Raw genomic sequence first — 16,912 nt, 5'->3', positions numbered from 1 at the left:
CCCCGCGCCGGGGGCCTCGCGCGGTCCGATCAGGCCGGGGTCACCCTCAGCCAGACGAACTGCAGCGGCGCGAGACGGAAGCCCTCGCGCAGGTCGACCGCGATCTCGGTGACCAGGTCGACCGCCTCCGCGGCGAACCCGCCGAACCGCTCGGCCGCGACCTCCTGGACCTCGTCCGACACGTTCGCGAGCACGAGCACCGACTCCCCGTCGCCGGGGCGCTGGTAGCCGAGCACGTGGTCGTTGACCGGGTCGAAGACGCTCAGCTCGGTGCCCGCGAACATCGGCACGGCCTTGCGCACGGCGATGAGGTGCAGCAGCCCGCCGAAGACCTCGCTCGCGGCCGTCCCCGGGACCTCGCGCTCGTCGTAGCGCTCCGCGGGGCGGCGCGGCCGGTTCACCCAGCGCGAGTCGCCGGCCGTCGTCGGGTGGTCGAGGTAGCCGTGGTCGTTGAGCTGGCCGACCTCGTCGCCGAGGTAGAGCAGCGGCAGCCCGCCGGTGCTCAGGGCGATCGAGTGCGCGAGAAGCACACGGTCGATCCCGTACGGGTCACCCGCCTCCACTCCGGCGAGGGACGCGGTGGTGCCCGAGACGCGGCGGTCGCCGGTGCGCGGGTTCTCCTGGAACGGCACTCCGCGGGCGAACGTGCCGTCGAACCGGTCCGTGTAGAAGTCGTTGAGGAACCGGCGGTGGCCGGCCGCGTCGATCCCGAGCTCGGCGGCGTCCTCGTCGGCGAAGGTCCAGCCGATGTCGTCGTGCCCGCGCACGTAGTTGACCCAGGCCGTGCCCTCGGGGAGGGCGTGCCGGCGCTCGAGGGCCTGCGAGAGGAGACGGACGTCGCGGGTGGCGAGCGCCTCCCAGGTGAGCGCCATCTGCAGCGGGTTGTACGAGAGCTGGCACTCCTCGACGTCGATGTACTCGATCACCTCGTCGGGGTGCACGATCGCCTCGGACTTGAACAGCAGCGCCGGAGCGGCCAGACGGCAGACCTCGTTGAACGCGCGCAGCAGCAGGTGCGCCTGCGGCTGCGACTCGCAGGTGGTGCCGAGCTCCTTCCAGATGAACGCGACCGCGTCCATCCTCAGGGCGTCGACGCCCTGATTGGCGAGGAAGAGCATCTCTCCCGCCATCGCCCGGAACACCTCGGGGTTGGAGTAGTTGAGGTCCCACTGGTAGCGGTGGAACGTGGCCCAGACCCAGCGCCCGTCCTCCAGCTGAACGAAGGAGCCGGGATGGTCGTCCGGGAAGATCTCGCGCGTCGTGCGCTCGAAGGCGTCGGGCTGCTCCCGGTCCGGGTAGATCCAGTAGTAGTCCTCGAAGCGCTGCTCGCCGGCGAGCGCGCGCTGCGCCCACTCGTGCTCGTTCGAGGTGTGGTTGAAGACGAAGTCGACCACGAGTGCGATGCCCTGCTCACGCAGCTCGGAGGCCAGCCCGCGGAGCTGCTCCATGTCGCCGAGGTCCGGCCGCACGCGCCGGTAGCTCGAGACCGCGTAGCCCCCGTCCGACTCGCCCTCGGGCGCATCGAAGAGCGGCATAAGGTGCAGGTAGTTCAGGCCGATCTCGCGGAGGTACGGGATCTCGGCGCGCAGCCCCTCGAGGTCGCCCGCGTAGCGGTCGACGTAGCAGACCCCGCCCAGAGCCTTGTTCGAGAGGAACCAGGTCGGGTGCTGCTCGCGGGCGCGGTCGAGCGCGCGGAGCTCCTCGGGCCGCTCCTCCCAGGAGGCGGCGGCGAGCTCGACGATCGCGACCAGCTGGTCCTCGAGGTCGTCGCGGCCGGCGTACACCGTGGCGAGCAGATCGACCAGGCGCGGGAGGTGCTCGTCGAGGCGGCCGGAGAACTCGTCGTCGACGGCGCCGAGGCGCTCGCGGACCGCCGTCAGGAGGTCCGGTCCGGCAGGGGTCGCCTCCGCCTCGGCGCGCTCGGGCTGGGAGAGCTGGGTCGAATCGAACACCGTCGTCCTTTCGGGGGCCCCGGCGGGGGCGGATTCCCCGATGCTAGACGATCGGCGGACGCCCGGCGAACGCCATCCGGAGCACCGTGCGGGCCGAGAGGACGCGCCGGCCGCCCGGATCCGAGCGCCATCCCTCCCGCCAGCCGGCGAACCAGGCGCGCAGGGCGGCCGGGTCGCGACGCCAGCGGAGGCACTGGATCGCGGTCCAGGACCCCACGTAGACGAGCGCCAGAGGTGCGGCGAGGTTGCGGCGGGCGAGCCAGACGCGGTTGCGCGCGTTCAGCCGGTAGTAGTCGGCGTGCCGGGTCGGCTGGATGACCGGGTGCTGGGCGACGAGCTCTCCCGCGTACCAGGCGGTGCGACCCGTGTCCCAGACCCGCCAGGCCAGCTCGATGCCCTCGTGGGCGTAGAAGAACGGACCCGCCCAGCCGCCCGTCCGGGCGAACACGTCGCGCCGCAGCACGACCGCTCCCTCCCAGACCGAGAAGACGGGGCCGGAGCGGCGGGGGTCGCCCTTGAGGATCCGCGGGATCCAGCGCCGCGGGCTCGGCGTGCCGTCCGTGCTGTCGACGCGGGGCTGCACCAGGCCGATGCGGCGGTTCGAGGCGAGCAGCGCGATCGCGTCGACGAGGAAGCGGGGAGACGGGATCCGGGCGTCGTCGTCGAGGAAGAAGAGGTACTCCCCCGCGACGGCGTCGACTCCGGCGTTCCGGCCCGCGGGGATGCCGAGGTTCTCGGGCAGCGCCAGGGCGCGCACTCCCTCGGGCAGGCCGTCGGGCTCCCAGCCGTTGCCGACGCAGACGACGTCCAGCTCGACGCCCTCCTGCGCGAGGACGCCGGCCAGCCCCGCGGCGAGGTCGTCGGGCCGGGTCCCCTGCGTCAGGACGACGACGCCGACCCGCGACTCAGGAGCGGACACGCTTGGACGCCATGATCGCGACGAAGTGGCCGACCAGGGCGAGGAGGGCGAGCGGCAGCAGCGCCCCGACGAGGACCCGGTCGGCCGTGCCCGCTCCGACGACGAGGCCCACGAGGGCGGTCGCGAAGGCCAGCATCGTCAGCTCGACGGAGTGGTAGAGGCGGTGGAAGGGCAGGAAGCGGGCCGCGCGGCGAAGCCCCGCCAGCCCGGACGAGGACGGCACAGCCTCACCCTTCGTGTCGGCCAGCTTCGTGAGACCGGCGTTCGCGCGCGCCACGTGCACCATGTCGTTGAGCGCCTTGTTGAGGACGATCACCAGGGCCAGGGCGAAGCCGATCGTGGTCCAGAGGAAGTCCACCGGCGCCTCGAACGGGACGCCCGCCGCCCGCAGCCCGAGCGCGATCGGGATCAGCGCCTCGGTCGTGTAGTGCCCGACCTTGTCGAGGAACACGCCCGCCGGCGAGGACGTGCGGCGCCAGCGCGCGACCTCGCCGTCGCAGCAGTCCACCAGCATCTGCAGCTGGCCGAGGAGCAGCGCCAGCGCCGCTCCGGCGATCCCCGGGATCAGGAGGGCTGCCGCCGCGCTCCAGCCGACCAGGATCATCAGCCCGGTGACGCCGTTCGCCGAGATCGAGGTCTTCAGCAGCAGCCAGGTCAGGTAGGGCGAGAAGCGGCGCAGGTAGAGCGACGCCGTCCAGTGCTCGGCGTTGCGGCGCCCGCGCACCTCCGGGGGCTGCGCGACGGCGCGCAGCTCGGCGATGGAGCGGGGTCTCGTCGTCGTGGTCATGCGCCCCTCGGCGAGTCGGACCGCGGCTGGTGGCGGTGGGCGGAGATGTTGCTGGTCAGCCCGGCGAAGCCGAGCACGAAGCCGGTCCCCCAGGCCACGTGGACCGCCGGGATGACCACGGCGAACCACAGCATCGCACGCGCGCCGTCCGGCCGCGCGACCACGAGAGTGGCCGCCGCCACCAGGAGGAGGTAGGCGGCGGGCACCGCGAACCCGAGCAGGAGCCAGGGCGCGGCTCCGGCGAGCACCTGGACGACTCCCGCCAGCCCGACGAGCAGCCCGATCGCGAGCATCGCGACGAGCACGGGCGGAGCGAAGTAGCGCAGCGACCGCGAGGCCGGGAACATCCGGGTGAGCTCGCCCCGCCACATCCCGGTCGAGAGGAACTGCCGGAGCAGCGCGCGCATCGAGGGCCGCGGCCGGTAGGTGACGGTGAGGCGCGGAGTGAACCAGACGACCTCGCCGCGCTCGCGCAGCCGCCGGTTCAGCTCCCAGTCCTGCCCGCGCTTGAAGCGCTCGTCGAACAGGCCGGCGCGCTCGAGGGCGGAGCGGCGGAAGACGCCGAGGTACACCGTGTCGGCCGGGCCCTCCTCGCCTCCCACGTGGTGGGGCGTGCCGCCCAGCCCGATGCGGGAGCCGTAGGCCCGGGCGACCGCGCGCTGGAACGGGGTGAGGCCCTCCGCCGCCATCACTCCGCCGACGTTCGCCGCTCCGGAGCGCTGCAGCGCCTCGACCGCCGTGCGCGCGTACTCGGGCGGCAGGACGGAGTGCGCGTCGACCCGGACGACGACCGGGTGGCGCGAGGCGCGGATCGCGGCGTTGAGGCCCGCAGGAGTGGAGCCGACCTCGTTCGGCACGACGCGGATCCGCGGGTCGGCCGCGCTCAGCTCGGCGACGAGCTGCTCCGTGCCGTCGATGCTCGGGGCGACGGCGAGGACGACGTCGAAGGGGCCGGTGTAGTCCTGGTGCAGCAGCGAGTCGACCGCGGCGCGCACGTGGGCGACCTCGTTGAGGACGGGCATGACGTAGGAGACGCCGGGCAGGTCGGAGAGGTCGTCTTCCGGGATCTCGTGCTGCATGGGTCCAGTTCGTGCGGGAGGAGCGCGGGCGCAGGGATCCACCACCCTACCAGCGGGGAGCGCCGCGCCCCGGGCCGGGCCCGGACGCGGAGAAGCCCCCCGGGGACGGATCCTCGAGGGGCTCTGCGCGGCGGCGGAGCACAGCCCCCCGGGGACGGATCCTCGAGGGGCTGTGCGCGGTGGCGGAGGGTCAGCCGGCGGCCATCTGGCCGAGCGTCGCCTTCGCCTGGTAGCTCTGGCCGTTGCGGACGTAGGTCAGCTCGACCGCGGCGTTCGCGGCCTGCGCGCGGACCTGCGCGGTGAGGTCGGACGCGCTCGTGATCGGAGTGCTGTCGATCGCGGTGATGATGTCGCCCTTGGCGAGACCGGCCGCCTGCGCGGCACCGCCTCCGGAGACCTCCTCGATGCGGGCGCCGAGGACGTCCGCGGTCGAGTCGGAGACGCTCGCGCCGAGCAGGCCGTGCGAGGCGGAGCCGTTCGCGATGATCTCCTTCGCGATGCGCTCGGCGATCGCGCTGGGGATCGCGAAGCCGACTCCGATGTTGCCGGACTGGCCGCTCGAGGAGGACTGGCCGGCGCTCGCGATCGCGACGTTCACGCCGATCAGCTCGCCGTCGCTGTCGAGCAGCGCGCCGCCGGAGTTGCCCGGGTTGATCGCCGCGTCGGTCTGGATGACGGGCAGCGAGATGGTGCTCTTCGCCTGGGTCGGCGCCTGCTGGCCCGGGATGTCGAAGTTGAACGGGCTCTCGGTGCCGCCGCTCGAGCTGTCGCCCGAGTCGTCCGGAGCCGCCGAGGAGGCGACCTGGATGCTGCGGTTGAGCGCGCTGACGATGCCGTCGGTCACGGTGCCGGAGAGGCCGAGCGGGGCGCCGATGGCGACCGCCGTGTCGCCGACGTTGATCTTGGTGGAGTCTGCGAACGTCATCGGGCTGAGGTCGGTCGCGCCGGTCAGCTTGATGACGGCGAGGTCGAGGGTCGGGTCGGTGCCGACGACGGTCGCGTCGAAGATCCGGCCGTCGCTGGTCGTGACCGAGACGGTGCCGTTCGCGATCTCGCCGTCGAGGGTGACCACGTGCGTGTTGGTCAGGACGTAGCCGTCCTTCGAGAGCACGATGCCGGAGCCGGTGCCGGCGGACGAGCTGCCGCTCACCGCGATGGTGACGACGCTCGGAGTGGCCTTGGCGGCGACCGCGGTGGCGGTCGTCGCGTCCTCGGCGTTGTTGACCGTGATCGTCTGCGAGCCGCCGGCGGAGACCACGCGGGTCCCGCCGCCGTTGGAGGCGGACCAGAGGCCGAACACGCCGGCTCCCGCGACTCCGCCCACGACCGCGCCGATGGCGAGCGCCGCGACGACGCCCACTCCGGCTCGGCGCTTCGTGGCGGTGGGGGCGGGGGTGTACTCGGCGCCCGGGCCGAAGGGGCTCGAGGAGGGCGGCTCCTCGGAGCCGTGCAGCGTGTTCGCGGCGGGCGGCGCGTACTGCCCGTAGCGGGCGGGCTGGGAGACGGGCTGCGCCTCGTTGCCGGCCGTCGCGTTCGGCGTGTACGGCGGCTGGGGGGCCGAGGAGGAGGGGTAGGGGACGGTCGGGTTCTCGCTCTCGCGGTGCGCTCCGCCCCGGTGGATCGGCTCGGTGGGCCCGGTGGTCGAGGACGACGCTCCGGAGCTCTCGCCGGGGGTGCGCTCGGTCGCCTCTCGGGCGCCGGACTCCGTCGGCGTGGTGGGTTCCTCCGGCTGACGAGGACCCTCGTGACTCTCGGTCATGGGTGCTGCTCCTTCCAAGCGGGGATAGCTTGGCGACCGTACCTGGGGGTTTCTTATGACGGGCCTGCGAGCGGGAAATGAAACCGGCCGGACTGCTCGAGCGGGCACACTGGGCACGTGAGCATTCCCGGATCCTGGTCCCGCGCCGCGGCGGGCGCCGGCCTCCTCGGCCCCGGCGGCGAGGTCGCCGCCACCGTCTTCAGCGAGATGAGCGCGCTCGCCCTGCGCACCGGAGCGGTGAACCTCGGCCAGGGCTTCCCGGACGAGGACGGCCCGCGCGAGATCCTCGACGCCGCGCGCGACGCCATCGCGTCGGGGGTCAACCAGTACCCGCCGGGTCCCGGCTTCCCCGTCCTGCGCGAGGCGATCGCCGCGCACCGGCTGCGCTTCTCCGGGATCGCCCTCGACCCCGACGGCGAGGTCCTCGTCACCACGGGCGCCACCGAGGCCCTGGCCGCGGCTCTGCTGGGCCTGCTCGAGCCGGGCGACGAGGTCGTCACCTTCACGCCCCACTACGACGCCTACGGAGCCCTGATCGCCCTGGCAGGAGGGGTGCACCGCACCGTGCTCCTGCGCGGCCCCTCCTTCGCGGTCGACCACGACGAGCTGACCGCCGCGGTGAGCGACCGCACGCGCGTCATCCTGGTGAACGACCCGCACAACCCGACCGGTGCCGTCCTCCCGGCCGTGACCCGCGAGCTGATCGTGCGGCTCGCCGAGCGGCACGACGCCGTGATCCTGACGGACGAGGTCTACGAGCACCTGCGCTTCGACACTCCGCACGTCCCGCTGGCCTCCCTTCCCGGAGCCTTCGAGCGGACGCTCTCCGTCTCCTCGGCGGGCAAGACCTTCAGTACCACGGGCTGGAAGATCGGCTGGGTCACGGGCCCGCGCGAGCTGATCACGGCCGTCCTCGCCGTGAAGCAGTTCCTCACCTACGTCAGCGGCTCGCCGTTCCAGGGGGCCGTCGCCCTCGGGCTCGGGCTCCCGGACGCCTTCTTCACCGGCGCGGCGCAGACTCTTGCGGCCAAGAAGGACCTGCTGTCGGCGGGCCTGGCTGCTGCGGGCTTCGGCGTCGCGCCCTCCTCGGGCGGCTACTTCGTCGTCGCGGACGCGGCACCGCTCGGCTACGACGACGGGGTCGCGCTCTGCCGGGCGCTCCCGGATCTCGCGGGAGTGGTGGCGGTGCCCGTGTCGGCGTTCTGCCGCCCCGAGGACGCCGCTCCCTACCGCTCGCTCGTCCGCTTCGCCTTCTGCAAGCGGTTCGAGGTGCTGGAGACCGCGGTCGCGGGCCTCGCCCGCATGGCGCGCTGAGGAGCCGGCCTCAGCGGATGCGGTCGGATGCCCGGCGCCGTCGGGCCGGGGGCGGCGGTCAGAGCGGCAGCACCCGGAAGCGCCGCAGCGCCAGAGCGGGGTTCTTCGCGCGCGCCGCGTCGATCCGCTCGCGCGAGACCCAGGCGACGGCGACATCCTCGACCTCGCCGAGGGTGACGGTCTCGACGCCCATCGGATCGACGATCATGCTCGTGCCGACCCCGATCGGCGGGGTCTGGTCGGCTGCGACGAGGTACACCGTGTTCTCGAGCGCGCGGGCGGTGACCAGCGTCCGCCAGTGCGCCTCCTTGAGCGGGCCGCGCACCCACTCGGCCGGTGCCGCGATGACGTCGACCCCGGCGTCGACCAGCCAGCGGCTGACCTCCGGGAAGCGCAGGTCGTAGCAGGTCTGCAGCCCGACGACGAGGCCGCCGACCTCGAACGTCTCGGGTGCGGCGATCTCCCCCGCGGCGACCCACTCCGACTCGGTCTGGCCGAAGGCGTCGTACAGGTGGAGCTTGCGGTAGCGGGCCACGAGCGTGCCCTCGGGGTCTAGCGCGACGAGCGTGTTCGCGATGCGGCGCCCGTCCACCGCCTCGACCATGCCCGCCACGAGGTGGATCCGGAACTCGCGCGCGAGCGCCGCGAGAGCCGTGACGAACGGGCCGTCGAGCGCCTCGCCCGCCGCGACCAGCTCGGGCCCGAGCGGATCGGTGAAGGCGGAGCTGTACTCCGGCAGCACCACCATGCTCGCGCCGCGCTCGGCGGCGATCCGGGCCAGGCGCTCGATCGTCGCGATGTTCGCCTCCCGGTCCGTCGAGGGGGCGAACTGCGCCACGGCCATGCCGACGGCGCCGGTCATCAGCTCGGCGGGTAGAGGAAGAGGGCGACCTGGGAGGCCGGGATGGTGCGCTTGTGGTACGCGTGGTCGTTGCCCCAGTTGTACTCCTCGAGCGAGACCGTGCCGTCGGAGTTGACGGCCTGCACGTAGGCGACGTGGTTGCCGGTGAACCAGGCGACCGCGCCGGGCACGGGCGTGCTGCTGGTCACCCAGCCGTGGGACGCCCACTGGCCGGCCCACGCGTAGGCGCTGCCACCGCCCGGGGTCATGTTGCCCCAGGTCCACTTGAAGGGGGCGCTGGTCGAGCCCTGGTCGCGGTTGATCCGCCAGGCGACGAAGTCGACGCACTCGCGGTAGTAGTACCGCAGCGGCGAGAGGCCGCCGCCCTGGTCGTCGGTGAGCTGGTCGCGCCAGGGGTAGTCGTCGCCCTCCTCGCGGGGCGTGACCGAGGTGCTGGTGCCGCCGCTGCCCGCGGCGGCGCCGTCCGCGCCGGTCGTGCCTGCCGCGGCCTGCGCCTCCTGGGCGAGGCGGGCGGTCTCGGCGTCGCGGGCGGCCTGCTCGGCGGCGGCGAGCGCGCGCGCCTGGGCGGCCGCCTCGTCGAGCTGGGCCTGGGTCGGTGCGGTGAAGGAGTCGCGGATGACCTGCTCCTGGACCGCGGTCGGCGCGACGGTGAGCTTCTGGTTGCCGAGCGCCTGCACGCGGGCGGCGGCCTCGACGGCGGCCTGCGAATCGGGTGCCGGGTCGAAGGAGTAGGCGGGGAGCGCGGAGACCGCCACGAGGCCCGCGATGGCGGCGAGGGCGACCGTGCTGACGGTCGCACGGAAGACACGGCCCCGGCGGCGCCGCACGGGGCGGACGGGCGTGAGGACCGGAGTGGCGACGCGTGCCGCGGGCAGCGCGTGCGGCGCCTGCCGCGGGCTCCGCCGGGTCGGGCGGTCGCCGAGCCCCTCGTTCGAGCCGTCGTCCCCGCGTTCGTCCCTCACAGCAGCACCCCTCGCATCGGGGTAGAGCCTAACGTGCGGGCCGGTCCGGCACACGCGTCGGCGCGGAGCGTCGGGAGGCCGGTCCGCGGATGCGGGTCGCGCGAGACCGGCTCGCGGTCGGCGGCGCCGCGGGCGGATCCGACGGTGACGCGGACGGGCGACCGGAGTAGCGTCCGGAGCGGAGCGGGCGCGACGGTGCGGCCGCGGGACGGAGGACGGCGATGATCCGGAGCGAGAGGGCCTTCAACGGCTTCAGCGTGGACGACGTGGAGGCGGCGCGGGCCTTCTACGGCGGAGTGCTCGGGCTCGAGGTCGAGCTGAACGCGATGGGGATCCTCGACATCCGGCTGCCGGGCGGAGGCCGCGCGATCGCGTACCCGAAGCCGGACCACGAGCCGGCGTCGTTCACGATCCTGAACTTCTCGGTGGAGGACGTCGACGTGGCGGTCGCCGAGCTGCACGCGGCAGGCGTCACCACGGCGATCTACGACGACCCGTCGCTGCCGACCGATGCGGACGGAGTGATGCGCGGCCACGGGCCGACGATCTGCTGGTTCCGCGATCCGGCGGGCAACGTGCTGAGCGTGATCGAGGGCGACTAGGTCTCGGCCCGAACACCGTCAACCGCGGGCAGCACGTCCGCGACCCGCGTTAACGACAAAAGCCGGCCCTTCTCAGGACCGGCTTTCGCTTTCTTGTTGCGGGGGCAGGATTTGAACCTACGACCTCTGGGTTATGAGCCCAGCGAGCTACCGAACTGCTCCACCCCGCGGCACAAGAAGAGACATTACACGCGTTCCGGCGCCGGTGCAAATCGACGCGGCGGTGGGAGCGGGCTCCGGTCTCAGGCGGGCTTGGCGGCGCGCAGCACGGCGCTCCCGTCCACGCTCAGCCCGACCGCCGTCAGGGCGGCTGCGAGCTCGGACGAGGTGCGCGACCAGGTGCGGACGTCGGCGTCGACGAGAGCGGACGACGACGGGGCGACGAGCACCGCGCCGCCGGGGGCGACGAACCACTCCACCAGCCGCGCCCACTCCTCCAGGTCGGGGAGCCACGAGACGACGCCGGCGCTGCAGAGCACGACGTCGAACGAGTCGGGCTCCGGCAGCATGTGCCTCAGCTCGTAGAGGTTCGCGCAGACGAAGCGGGCGGAGCCGGCGAGGTCCCTGTCCGCGGCGGCGGCGCGTGCTCGGCGCACCGCGGGCATCGAGAAGTCGACGCCCACCACGCGGGCGCCGCGCTCGGCGAGCTCGAGCGCGTCGAGCCCGTCGCCCGAGCCGAGCTGGAGGATCCTCGGCCCGGGGTCGAGGAGCGCCGCGGTGACGAGCTCCGGGTGGAGCGCACCCTCGCCGGTGCGCTCCTCCCAGTACGTGCGGTTCAGCTCGAGCCACTCCCCCGAGCGGAGGTGCTCGCCGCGGTCGACCTGCACCATGCGGGCTACTGGCCGCCCTCGGCCTGCAGCGCCCGCGAGAGCGCCTCGGTCAGCTGCTCGTCCGCCGCCGCGAAGGCGGTGAGGTCGCCCGCCTTGAGGGCGTTCTCGCGAGCCGTGAGGGCGTCCCGCGCGTCGTTCAGTGCCTGCTGCAGCGCCGTCTGGTCGCCCGTGGCCGGCGTGGAGCCGGTGCCGCCGGTCGTGCCGCCCGCGTCGCCTCCGGTGTCGCCGCCCGAGGTGCCGGTGCCCGCGTCCGGAGTCGTCGGCGTGCCGGTGTCGCCCGCGTCGGCTCCCGAGTCGCCGCCGAAGAGGCTGTCGAGGGCCGCGTCGAGGGTGTCCTCGAAGGCGATGTCGTCACCGAACGCGACCAGCACCTTCTGCAGGAGCGGGAAGCTCGTGTCTCCGTTGGAGCGCACGTAGATCGGCTGGACGTAGAGCAGGCCGCCGCCGACCGGCAGCGTGAGCAGGTTGCCCCTCGTGACGGTGGTGTCGCCGCGGGAGAGGATGTTCAGCTCGTTCGCGACCGTCGGGTCGGTGGTGAACGCGTTCTGCACCTGGCCGGGGCCGGGCACCGTGTCGTCCTTCGGCAGCTCGAGCAGGCGGAGCGTGCCGTAGCCGTCGGCCACGGAGCCCGCCGTCGAGCCGGCGTCGGAGTCGGCCACGAGGTAGCCGGTCAGCACGTTGCGGCTGGCCTGCGCGCCCTGGACGCTCGCCGGGATGTACGTCGAGTAGAGCGAGTACGACGGCACGTCCTGATCCGGCGTCTGCAGGGTGAGGTAGTACGGAGGCTGCAGGCTGGTGCCGGTCGCGGCGGCCGTGGTCGCGGCTCCGCTCGTCGGGTCGTTCGGCGTCGCCCAGGCGTCCTCGCGGGAGTAGAAGGAGCCCGCGTCGGTGACGTGGTAGGTGCCGAGGACCGCGCGCTGGACCTTGAAGAGGTCCTCCGGGTACCGGACGTGGCTGAGCAGCTCACCCGACATGTCGCTCACGGGCTTCACCGTGGTCGGGAAGATCTTCTGCCAGGTCTGCAGGATCGGGTCCTCGGTGTCCCACGCGTAGAGCGTGACGCTGCCGTCGTACGCGTCGACGGTCGCCTTCACCGAGTTGCGGATGTAGTTGACGTCGTCGGTCGGGAACTGCTGCTGCGTGTTCGTGTCGGCGATCGCCTGCGAGAGGCTCTGCACCTCCGAGTACGGGTAGTCGGCCGAGGTGGTGTACCCGTCGACGACCCACTTCACGCGGCCGTCGACGACGGTCGGGTAGGCGTCGGAGTCGAGCTTGAGGTACGGCGCGACCTTCTGGACGCGCTGCACGGGATCGCGGTCGTAGAGGATCTGCGAGTCGTCGTTCACGCCGTCCGAGAGGAAGATCTGCTCCGACTGGAACTTGATCGCGTAGACGAGCTTCTTGAAGACGTTGTCGAGAGCGGGGCCGCCCTCGCCGTCGAAGGTCGTGTAGGTCTGCTGCGCGCCGTCGGTGCCCGAGGGGTAGTCGAGCTCGATGTCGCGCGAGTCGTTGCCGCCCACGATCGAGTACGGCGGGGAGTTCTCGCCGAAGTAGATCCGCGGCTCGTAGTCGCCGAGGTCGCCCGTCGTCGGGACGCCGGACTCGATGAACACCGGCTCTCCGTCGGCCGAGCGCTGGTTGCCGTACGCGGCGACCAGGCCGTAACCGTGGGTGTAGACCAGCGTCTGGTTGTACCAGGTCTGGTTGGTGCCGAGGCCGTTGAGGTTCAGCTCGCGGACGCCGACCACGGCGTCCTGCGTCGATCCGTCGATGGAGTAGCGGTCGACGTCGAGCGCGTTCTGCGTGTCGCCGAACTTGTAGTACTGGCGGAACTGCTGCAGCTGCGAGAACGCGTCGGTGACGACGGCGGGGTCGAGGATGCGGATGTTCGCGGTGGTCTCGGCGTCCGAGCGCAGGGCGCCCGGCTCCGCGTCGGTGGTCGCGTCGTAGGGGATGACGTCGACGTCGCTGACGCCGTAGGCCTGGCGCGTCATGTCGATGTTGTTCTGGATGAAGGGCTGCTCGAGCGTGCGCTCGTTGGGCTCGACCTGGAACTTCTGCACGATCCACGGGTAGAGGGAGCCGACGAGCAGGCTCGACACGATCAGCAGCGCGGTGCCGATGACCGGGAAGCGCCAGCGGCCGATGAAGGCGGTGACGACGAAGAGGATCGCGACCAGCGCCGCGATGCCGGCCAGGATCTGCAGGCCCGGGATCGTCGCGTTGACGGTGGAGTAGGTGGCGCCGGTGATGCGGGGCCCCTGCTGCGCGAGCGTCGCGTACTGGTCGAGCCAGAGGCTGACCGCCTGCACGGCGAGGTAGAGGGCGGCGATGACCGCGAGCTGGATGCGCGAGGCCTTCGAGATGCGGATCTCGCGGCCGTTCACCCGGATCGCTCCGTAGAGGTAGCCGGTGGCGAGGGTCGCGAACGCCGAGATCAGCAGGACCGCCGACGCGAAGCCGACGATGCTCTGGTAGAAGGGCAGCTCGAAGAGGTAGAACGACGTGTCGAGGCCGAACTGCGGATCCGTGGTGCCCGAGGGCGTGCGGTTCCAGAAGGTGAGGCTCGTCTGCCAGCGGGTGGCGGAGGAGACGCCGGCGAAGAGGCCGAGCACCGCGGGGATCCCGAAGGTGGCCAGGCGCCGCAGCGGCTCCACGACCTGCTGGTAGCGGTCGATCTGCGAGTTGAGCTTCGCGTAGACCGGCCGGAGGCGGTACGCCAGCATCAGGCTGATGAACACCGGCACCGCCATGGCGACGAAGCCGATGACGAAGAGACCGCCCGCCGCCGCCCACTGCGTCGTGAGCACGGAGAGGAAGCCGAGCTGGTCGTACCAGAGGATGTCGGTGTACAGACCGGCGAAGACGAAGAACGCCACCACCAGGACGGCCACCACCACGACAGTGACGGCGAGGACGCTCCGTCTCTTCCGCGGCGGGGTTTCGGTTGCTGTGGAACTCACGTGAGGGCCTCTTGCTGTCGAGATGTGAGGGGAGGCCACCCATGCTATGCGACGGCTGTCCGGCTCACCTGGGCGTCGACCCGGGGTCGGCGGGCGGGATCAGTCGAGGGGAGAGGCGGTGCTGCAGTCCGGCAGCCCGGAGGTGTCGCCCGCGGCGATGCCCTTCAGGGCGGCGAGGGCGTCATCGAGGGTCGAGACCGCGAGCACGTCGAGCCCGTCGGGGACGTGGCCGACGACCTCGTTGCAGTTGGTCGCGGGGGCGAGGAAGTACTCGGCTCCGGCGCCCTCCGCCCCGTAGAGCTTCTGGCGGATCCCGCCGATGGCGCCGACCTCGCCGGCCGCGTCGATCGTGCCGGTCCCGGCGACGCTCCGCCCGCCGTTGAGCTCGCCCTCGGTGAGCTTGTCGATGATCCCGAGGGCGAACATCATGCCCGCGCTCGGCCCGCCCACGTCGTCCAGCTGGATGTCGACCTCGAACGGGAAGTCGAAGGCCGCTCCGGGGAGGACGCCGATGACGGCGGCGCCGTTCGAGTCGCGCGGCGTGACCTCCACCTCCTGCCGGGCGCCCCCGCGCTCGATGCTGACCTGCACCGGGGAGCCGGTGCCCAGGGTCTGCAGGGTCGCACGCAGGGCGGTCGCGTCGGCGACCGGGGTGCCCGCGACCGCGAGGATCTCGTCCCCCGCCTCCAGGACGCCCTCGGCCGGGGAGCCCTCGGGCACCTGCACGACCGAGACGCGCTGCTCGACGGGGTAGCCGAGCTCGGTGAGCGCGGCGGCGATCGCCTCCTGCTGGGAGTCGGTCATCTCGGCCTGGTTCGCCTCGTCGCGCTCCTCGACCGTGGAGGAGGGAGGGAAGATCGCGTCGACCGGGACGACCGCCTTGGTCCTGTCGAACCAGGCGCTCGCGACCTCGACCCAGGTGGGCAGGCTCTGCGGGTTGCCGACGACCGACACGGTGAGCATGTCGAGCGTGCCGGCCGTGGGGTAGGTGGTGCGGTCCGGGATCGAGATGAGGGGCACGTCCTTGCTGCTGCCCAGGGTGTCGAACACGGGGCCGGGCTGCTCGATCACATAGGGGGCGGGCGCGACGCCCAGACCGACCACGACGGCGACACCCGAGAGGAGGACGACCGGTCCGACCCACGGGCGGCGCGGGGAGGAGGAGGGGCGCGGGTCGTCGGAGAACAGCGACACGGGGGCCTTTCTGGCAACGGGTGGAGCGGCTCCGCCGGGATGTTCGCGGCGGGCGGAAGCGGGCTGGGCCCGAGCGGTGCTCTGCACGCCGAGGCCCCGGGCGCTCGGGCTAACGTAGCTTGCACGACTGGGAGTCGCGCCGGAACCGGCGCCCTGTGCAGGGCCGCGGAGGCGGTGCGGCGACCGGATTCAGGTGAGCGACGGAGGGCTGATCCCGATGGCCGATGGCGACAGTGCGGACCGAGCGGGCGGCGGCTCCGAGGACGAGTTCCGGGAGATGCTGCGGCAGTTCCTCTCGGGGAACGGCCCGGTCGACCCCTCGCAGCTCGCAGGAGCGGCAGGCCTGCCGAACGACCCGGTGGCCCTGCAGAACCTGCTCTCGCAGCTGCAGAGCGCAATGCAGCAGAACGGCGACGGCGGCGTCAACTGGACGCTCTCGCTCGAGCAGGCGAAGCAGCTCGCGCGCGCCGAGTCCGCGCCGGTGTCCGACTCCGTGCGGACTCCGATCGACGCGGCCTTCGGCGTCGCCGCGCTCTGGCTCGACGAGGTCGCGTACGTCTCCGAGCTGAGCCGCACGCCGCGCTCGATCAGCCGCCTCGAGTGGATCTCCCTGACGATGCCGGTCTGGACCCAGCTCGCCGAGCCGGTGGCGCTGAGCATCTCGGACGCGCTGACCCGCGTGCTCCGCGAGCAGGCCCCGGAGGAGATGCAGGCGATGATCGCCGGTGCCGAGGGCATGATGCGCGGGATCGGCGGCACCCTGTTCGCCCTGCAGCTGGGCCAGGTCGTCGGGCAGCTCGCCGCCGAGGTCGTCTCGGGCGGCGACATCGGCATCCCTCTGCTGGAGGAGAACGACGCGGCAATCCTGCCGCAGAACGTCGCCGCGTTCGGCGAGGGCCTCGACATCCCGCTGGACCAGGTGCAGCTGTACCTGGCGGTCCGCGAGCTCGCGCACGCCCGCCTCTTCCGGCACGGCAAGTGGCTCCGTCTCGCCCTCATCTCCCAGATCACCGACTTCGCGCGCGGGATCAGCATCGACACCACCCGCCTCGAGGAGCTGGCCGAGGGCTTCGACCCGTCGAACCCCGAGGAGCTCCGCGACGCGATGACCTCCGGCGCGCTCATCCCGCCGAAGACGGAGGAGCAGCTCGCCGCGCACGGCCGCCTCGAGACCGTCCTCGCCCTCATCGAGGGATGGGTCGACGTCGTCACCGCGGCGGCGACCACCCGCCTGCCCAGCGCCGGGGCGATCGCCGAAACGGTCCGCCGCCGCCGCGCCTCCGGCGGGCCGGCCGAATCCGCCTTCGCCACCCTCGTCGGCCTGGAGCTGCGCCCGCGCCGCCTCCGCGAGGCCGCCGCGATGTGGCAGGCCGTGACCGACGCCGTCGGGCCCGAGGCCCGCGACTCCCTCTGGTCGCACCCCGACCTGCTCCCCGGCTCAGAGGACCTGGACGACCCGAGCGCGCTCGTCGCCCGGCTCACGGCCGAGGCCCGCGGCGAGACCCCGGAGCCCGACGAGATGGACCGCGCGCTGGAGGACCTGCTGAACGGCACGATGCCGCGCGAGGGCGACGGCGCCTCCGGAGACGCTCCGGACACGACCGACGACGCCGGCTCGCCGGACGACGACGACCGCGGCTCCTCCCCCACGGGCGACCGCCCCGTCTGACCCCCCGTCCGGCGCCCGCC

The 16,912-nt window shown here is 72.8% G+C and carries 13 protein-coding genes and 1 tRNA gene; 3 read left to right on the top strand and 11 right to left on the bottom strand.

The annotated features are described in order from the left end of the window. Nucleotides 1-29 precede the first annotated feature (29 nt). The 5 genes from C5C49_RS07465 to C5C49_RS07445 form a co-directional block, all read right to left on the bottom strand. Nucleotides 30-1,952 (bottom strand): amylosucrase, encoded by a 1,923-nt coding sequence (locus C5C49_RS07465; RefSeq protein ID WP_374953847.1) that lies wholly within the window; start codon nt 1,950-1,952, stop codon nt 30-32. A gap of 43 nt (nt 1,953-1,995) precedes the next feature. Next, entirely contained in the window at nt 1,996-2,871 is an 876-nt protein-coding gene (locus C5C49_RS07460) for a glycosyltransferase family 2 protein (protein ID WP_104345819.1), read from the bottom strand. Further along, nucleotides 2,858-3,658 carry a CDP-alcohol phosphatidyltransferase family protein gene (locus C5C49_RS07455; protein WP_104345818.1) on the bottom strand — a complete coding sequence of 267 codons (801 nt, stop codon included), beginning with the start codon at nt 3,656-3,658 and terminating at the stop codon, nt 2,858-2,860. The genes C5C49_RS07460 and C5C49_RS07455 overlap by 14 nt, the downstream gene beginning before the upstream one ends. Next, entirely contained in the window at nt 3,655-4,737 is a 1,083-nt protein-coding gene (locus tag C5C49_RS07450) for a glycosyltransferase family 2 protein (protein WP_181067779.1), read from the bottom strand. The genes C5C49_RS07455 and C5C49_RS07450 overlap by 4 nt, the downstream gene beginning before the upstream one ends. A 190-nt stretch (nt 4,738-4,927) precedes the next feature. After that, complete coding sequence (locus tag C5C49_RS07445) at nt 4,928-6,496, bottom strand: S1C family serine protease (RefSeq protein ID WP_104250126.1); 1,569 nt, start codon at nt 6,494-6,496, stop codon at nt 4,928-4,930. Nucleotides 6,497-6,613: 117 nt separating this feature from the next. On the opposite strand from C5C49_RS07445, the gene C5C49_RS07440 reads away from it, so the two are divergent. Then, entirely contained in the window at nt 6,614-7,810 is a 1,197-nt protein-coding gene (locus C5C49_RS07440; RefSeq protein ID WP_104345817.1) for an aminotransferase class I/II-fold pyridoxal phosphate-dependent enzyme, read from the top strand. Between the two features lie 58 nt (nt 7,811-7,868). Here the strand turns inward: C5C49_RS07440 and C5C49_RS07435 are convergent, their stop codons facing one another. Beyond that, entirely contained in the window at nt 7,869-8,672 is an 804-nt protein-coding gene (locus C5C49_RS07435; RefSeq protein ID WP_104345816.1) for a carbon-nitrogen hydrolase family protein, read from the bottom strand. Then, nucleotides 8,672-9,634, bottom strand: a complete 963-nt coding sequence (locus C5C49_RS07430) for a CHAP domain-containing protein (protein ID WP_104262670.1) — start codon at nt 9,632-9,634, stop codon at nt 8,672-8,674. Before C5C49_RS07430 ends, C5C49_RS07435 begins: the two co-directional genes overlap by 1 nt. Before the next feature lie 221 nt (nt 9,635-9,855). Between C5C49_RS07430 and C5C49_RS07425 the strand changes: the two genes are divergently transcribed. Further along, a complete protein-coding gene (locus C5C49_RS07425; RefSeq protein WP_104345814.1) occupies nt 9,856-10,236 on the top strand; it encodes a VOC family protein in 381 nt (126 codons plus the stop codon). A 96-nt stretch (nt 10,237-10,332) separates the two neighbouring features. Here C5C49_RS07425 and C5C49_RS07420 read toward each other — a convergent pair. The 4 genes from C5C49_RS07420 to C5C49_RS07405 all read right to left on the bottom strand — a co-directional run bounded on the left by C5C49_RS07420 (nt 10,333) and on the right by C5C49_RS07405 (nt 15,223). After that, a tRNA-Met gene (locus tag C5C49_RS07420) sits at nt 10,333-10,406 on the bottom strand. 72 nt (nt 10,407-10,478) lie between these two features. Then, on the bottom strand, nt 10,479-11,066 hold the full coding sequence (locus C5C49_RS07415) for a bifunctional 2-polyprenyl-6-hydroxyphenol methylase/3-demethylubiquinol 3-O-methyltransferase UbiG (protein WP_104339652.1): 588 nt from the start codon (nt 11,064-11,066) through the stop codon (nt 10,479-10,481). A 5-nt stretch (nt 11,067-11,071) separates the two neighbouring features. Next, nucleotides 11,072-14,029, bottom strand: a complete 2,958-nt coding sequence (locus tag C5C49_RS07410; protein WP_181027225.1) for a UPF0182 family protein — start codon at nt 14,027-14,029, stop codon at nt 11,072-11,074. Nucleotides 14,030-14,128: 99 nt separating this feature from the next. Continuing rightward, on the bottom strand, nt 14,129-15,223 hold the full coding sequence (locus C5C49_RS07405) for a PDZ domain-containing protein (protein ID WP_104345813.1): 1,095 nt from the start codon (nt 15,221-15,223) through the stop codon (nt 14,129-14,131). 217 nt (nt 15,224-15,440) lie between these two features. Between C5C49_RS07405 and C5C49_RS07400 the strand changes: the two genes are divergently transcribed. Further along, nucleotides 15,441-16,892 (top strand): zinc-dependent metalloprotease, encoded by a 1,452-nt coding sequence (locus tag C5C49_RS07400; protein WP_104345862.1) that lies wholly within the window; start codon nt 15,441-15,443, stop codon nt 16,890-16,892. Nucleotides 16,893-16,912 lie beyond the last annotated feature (20 nt).

Origin of the sequence: Rathayibacter sp. AY1E2, assembly GCF_002932325.1 — a bacterium.
In the GTDB taxonomy this organism is placed as follows: Bacteria; Actinomycetota; Actinomycetes; order Actinomycetales; family Microbacteriaceae; genus Rathayibacter.
This window is presented reverse-complemented; position numbering and strand designations above follow the sequence as displayed.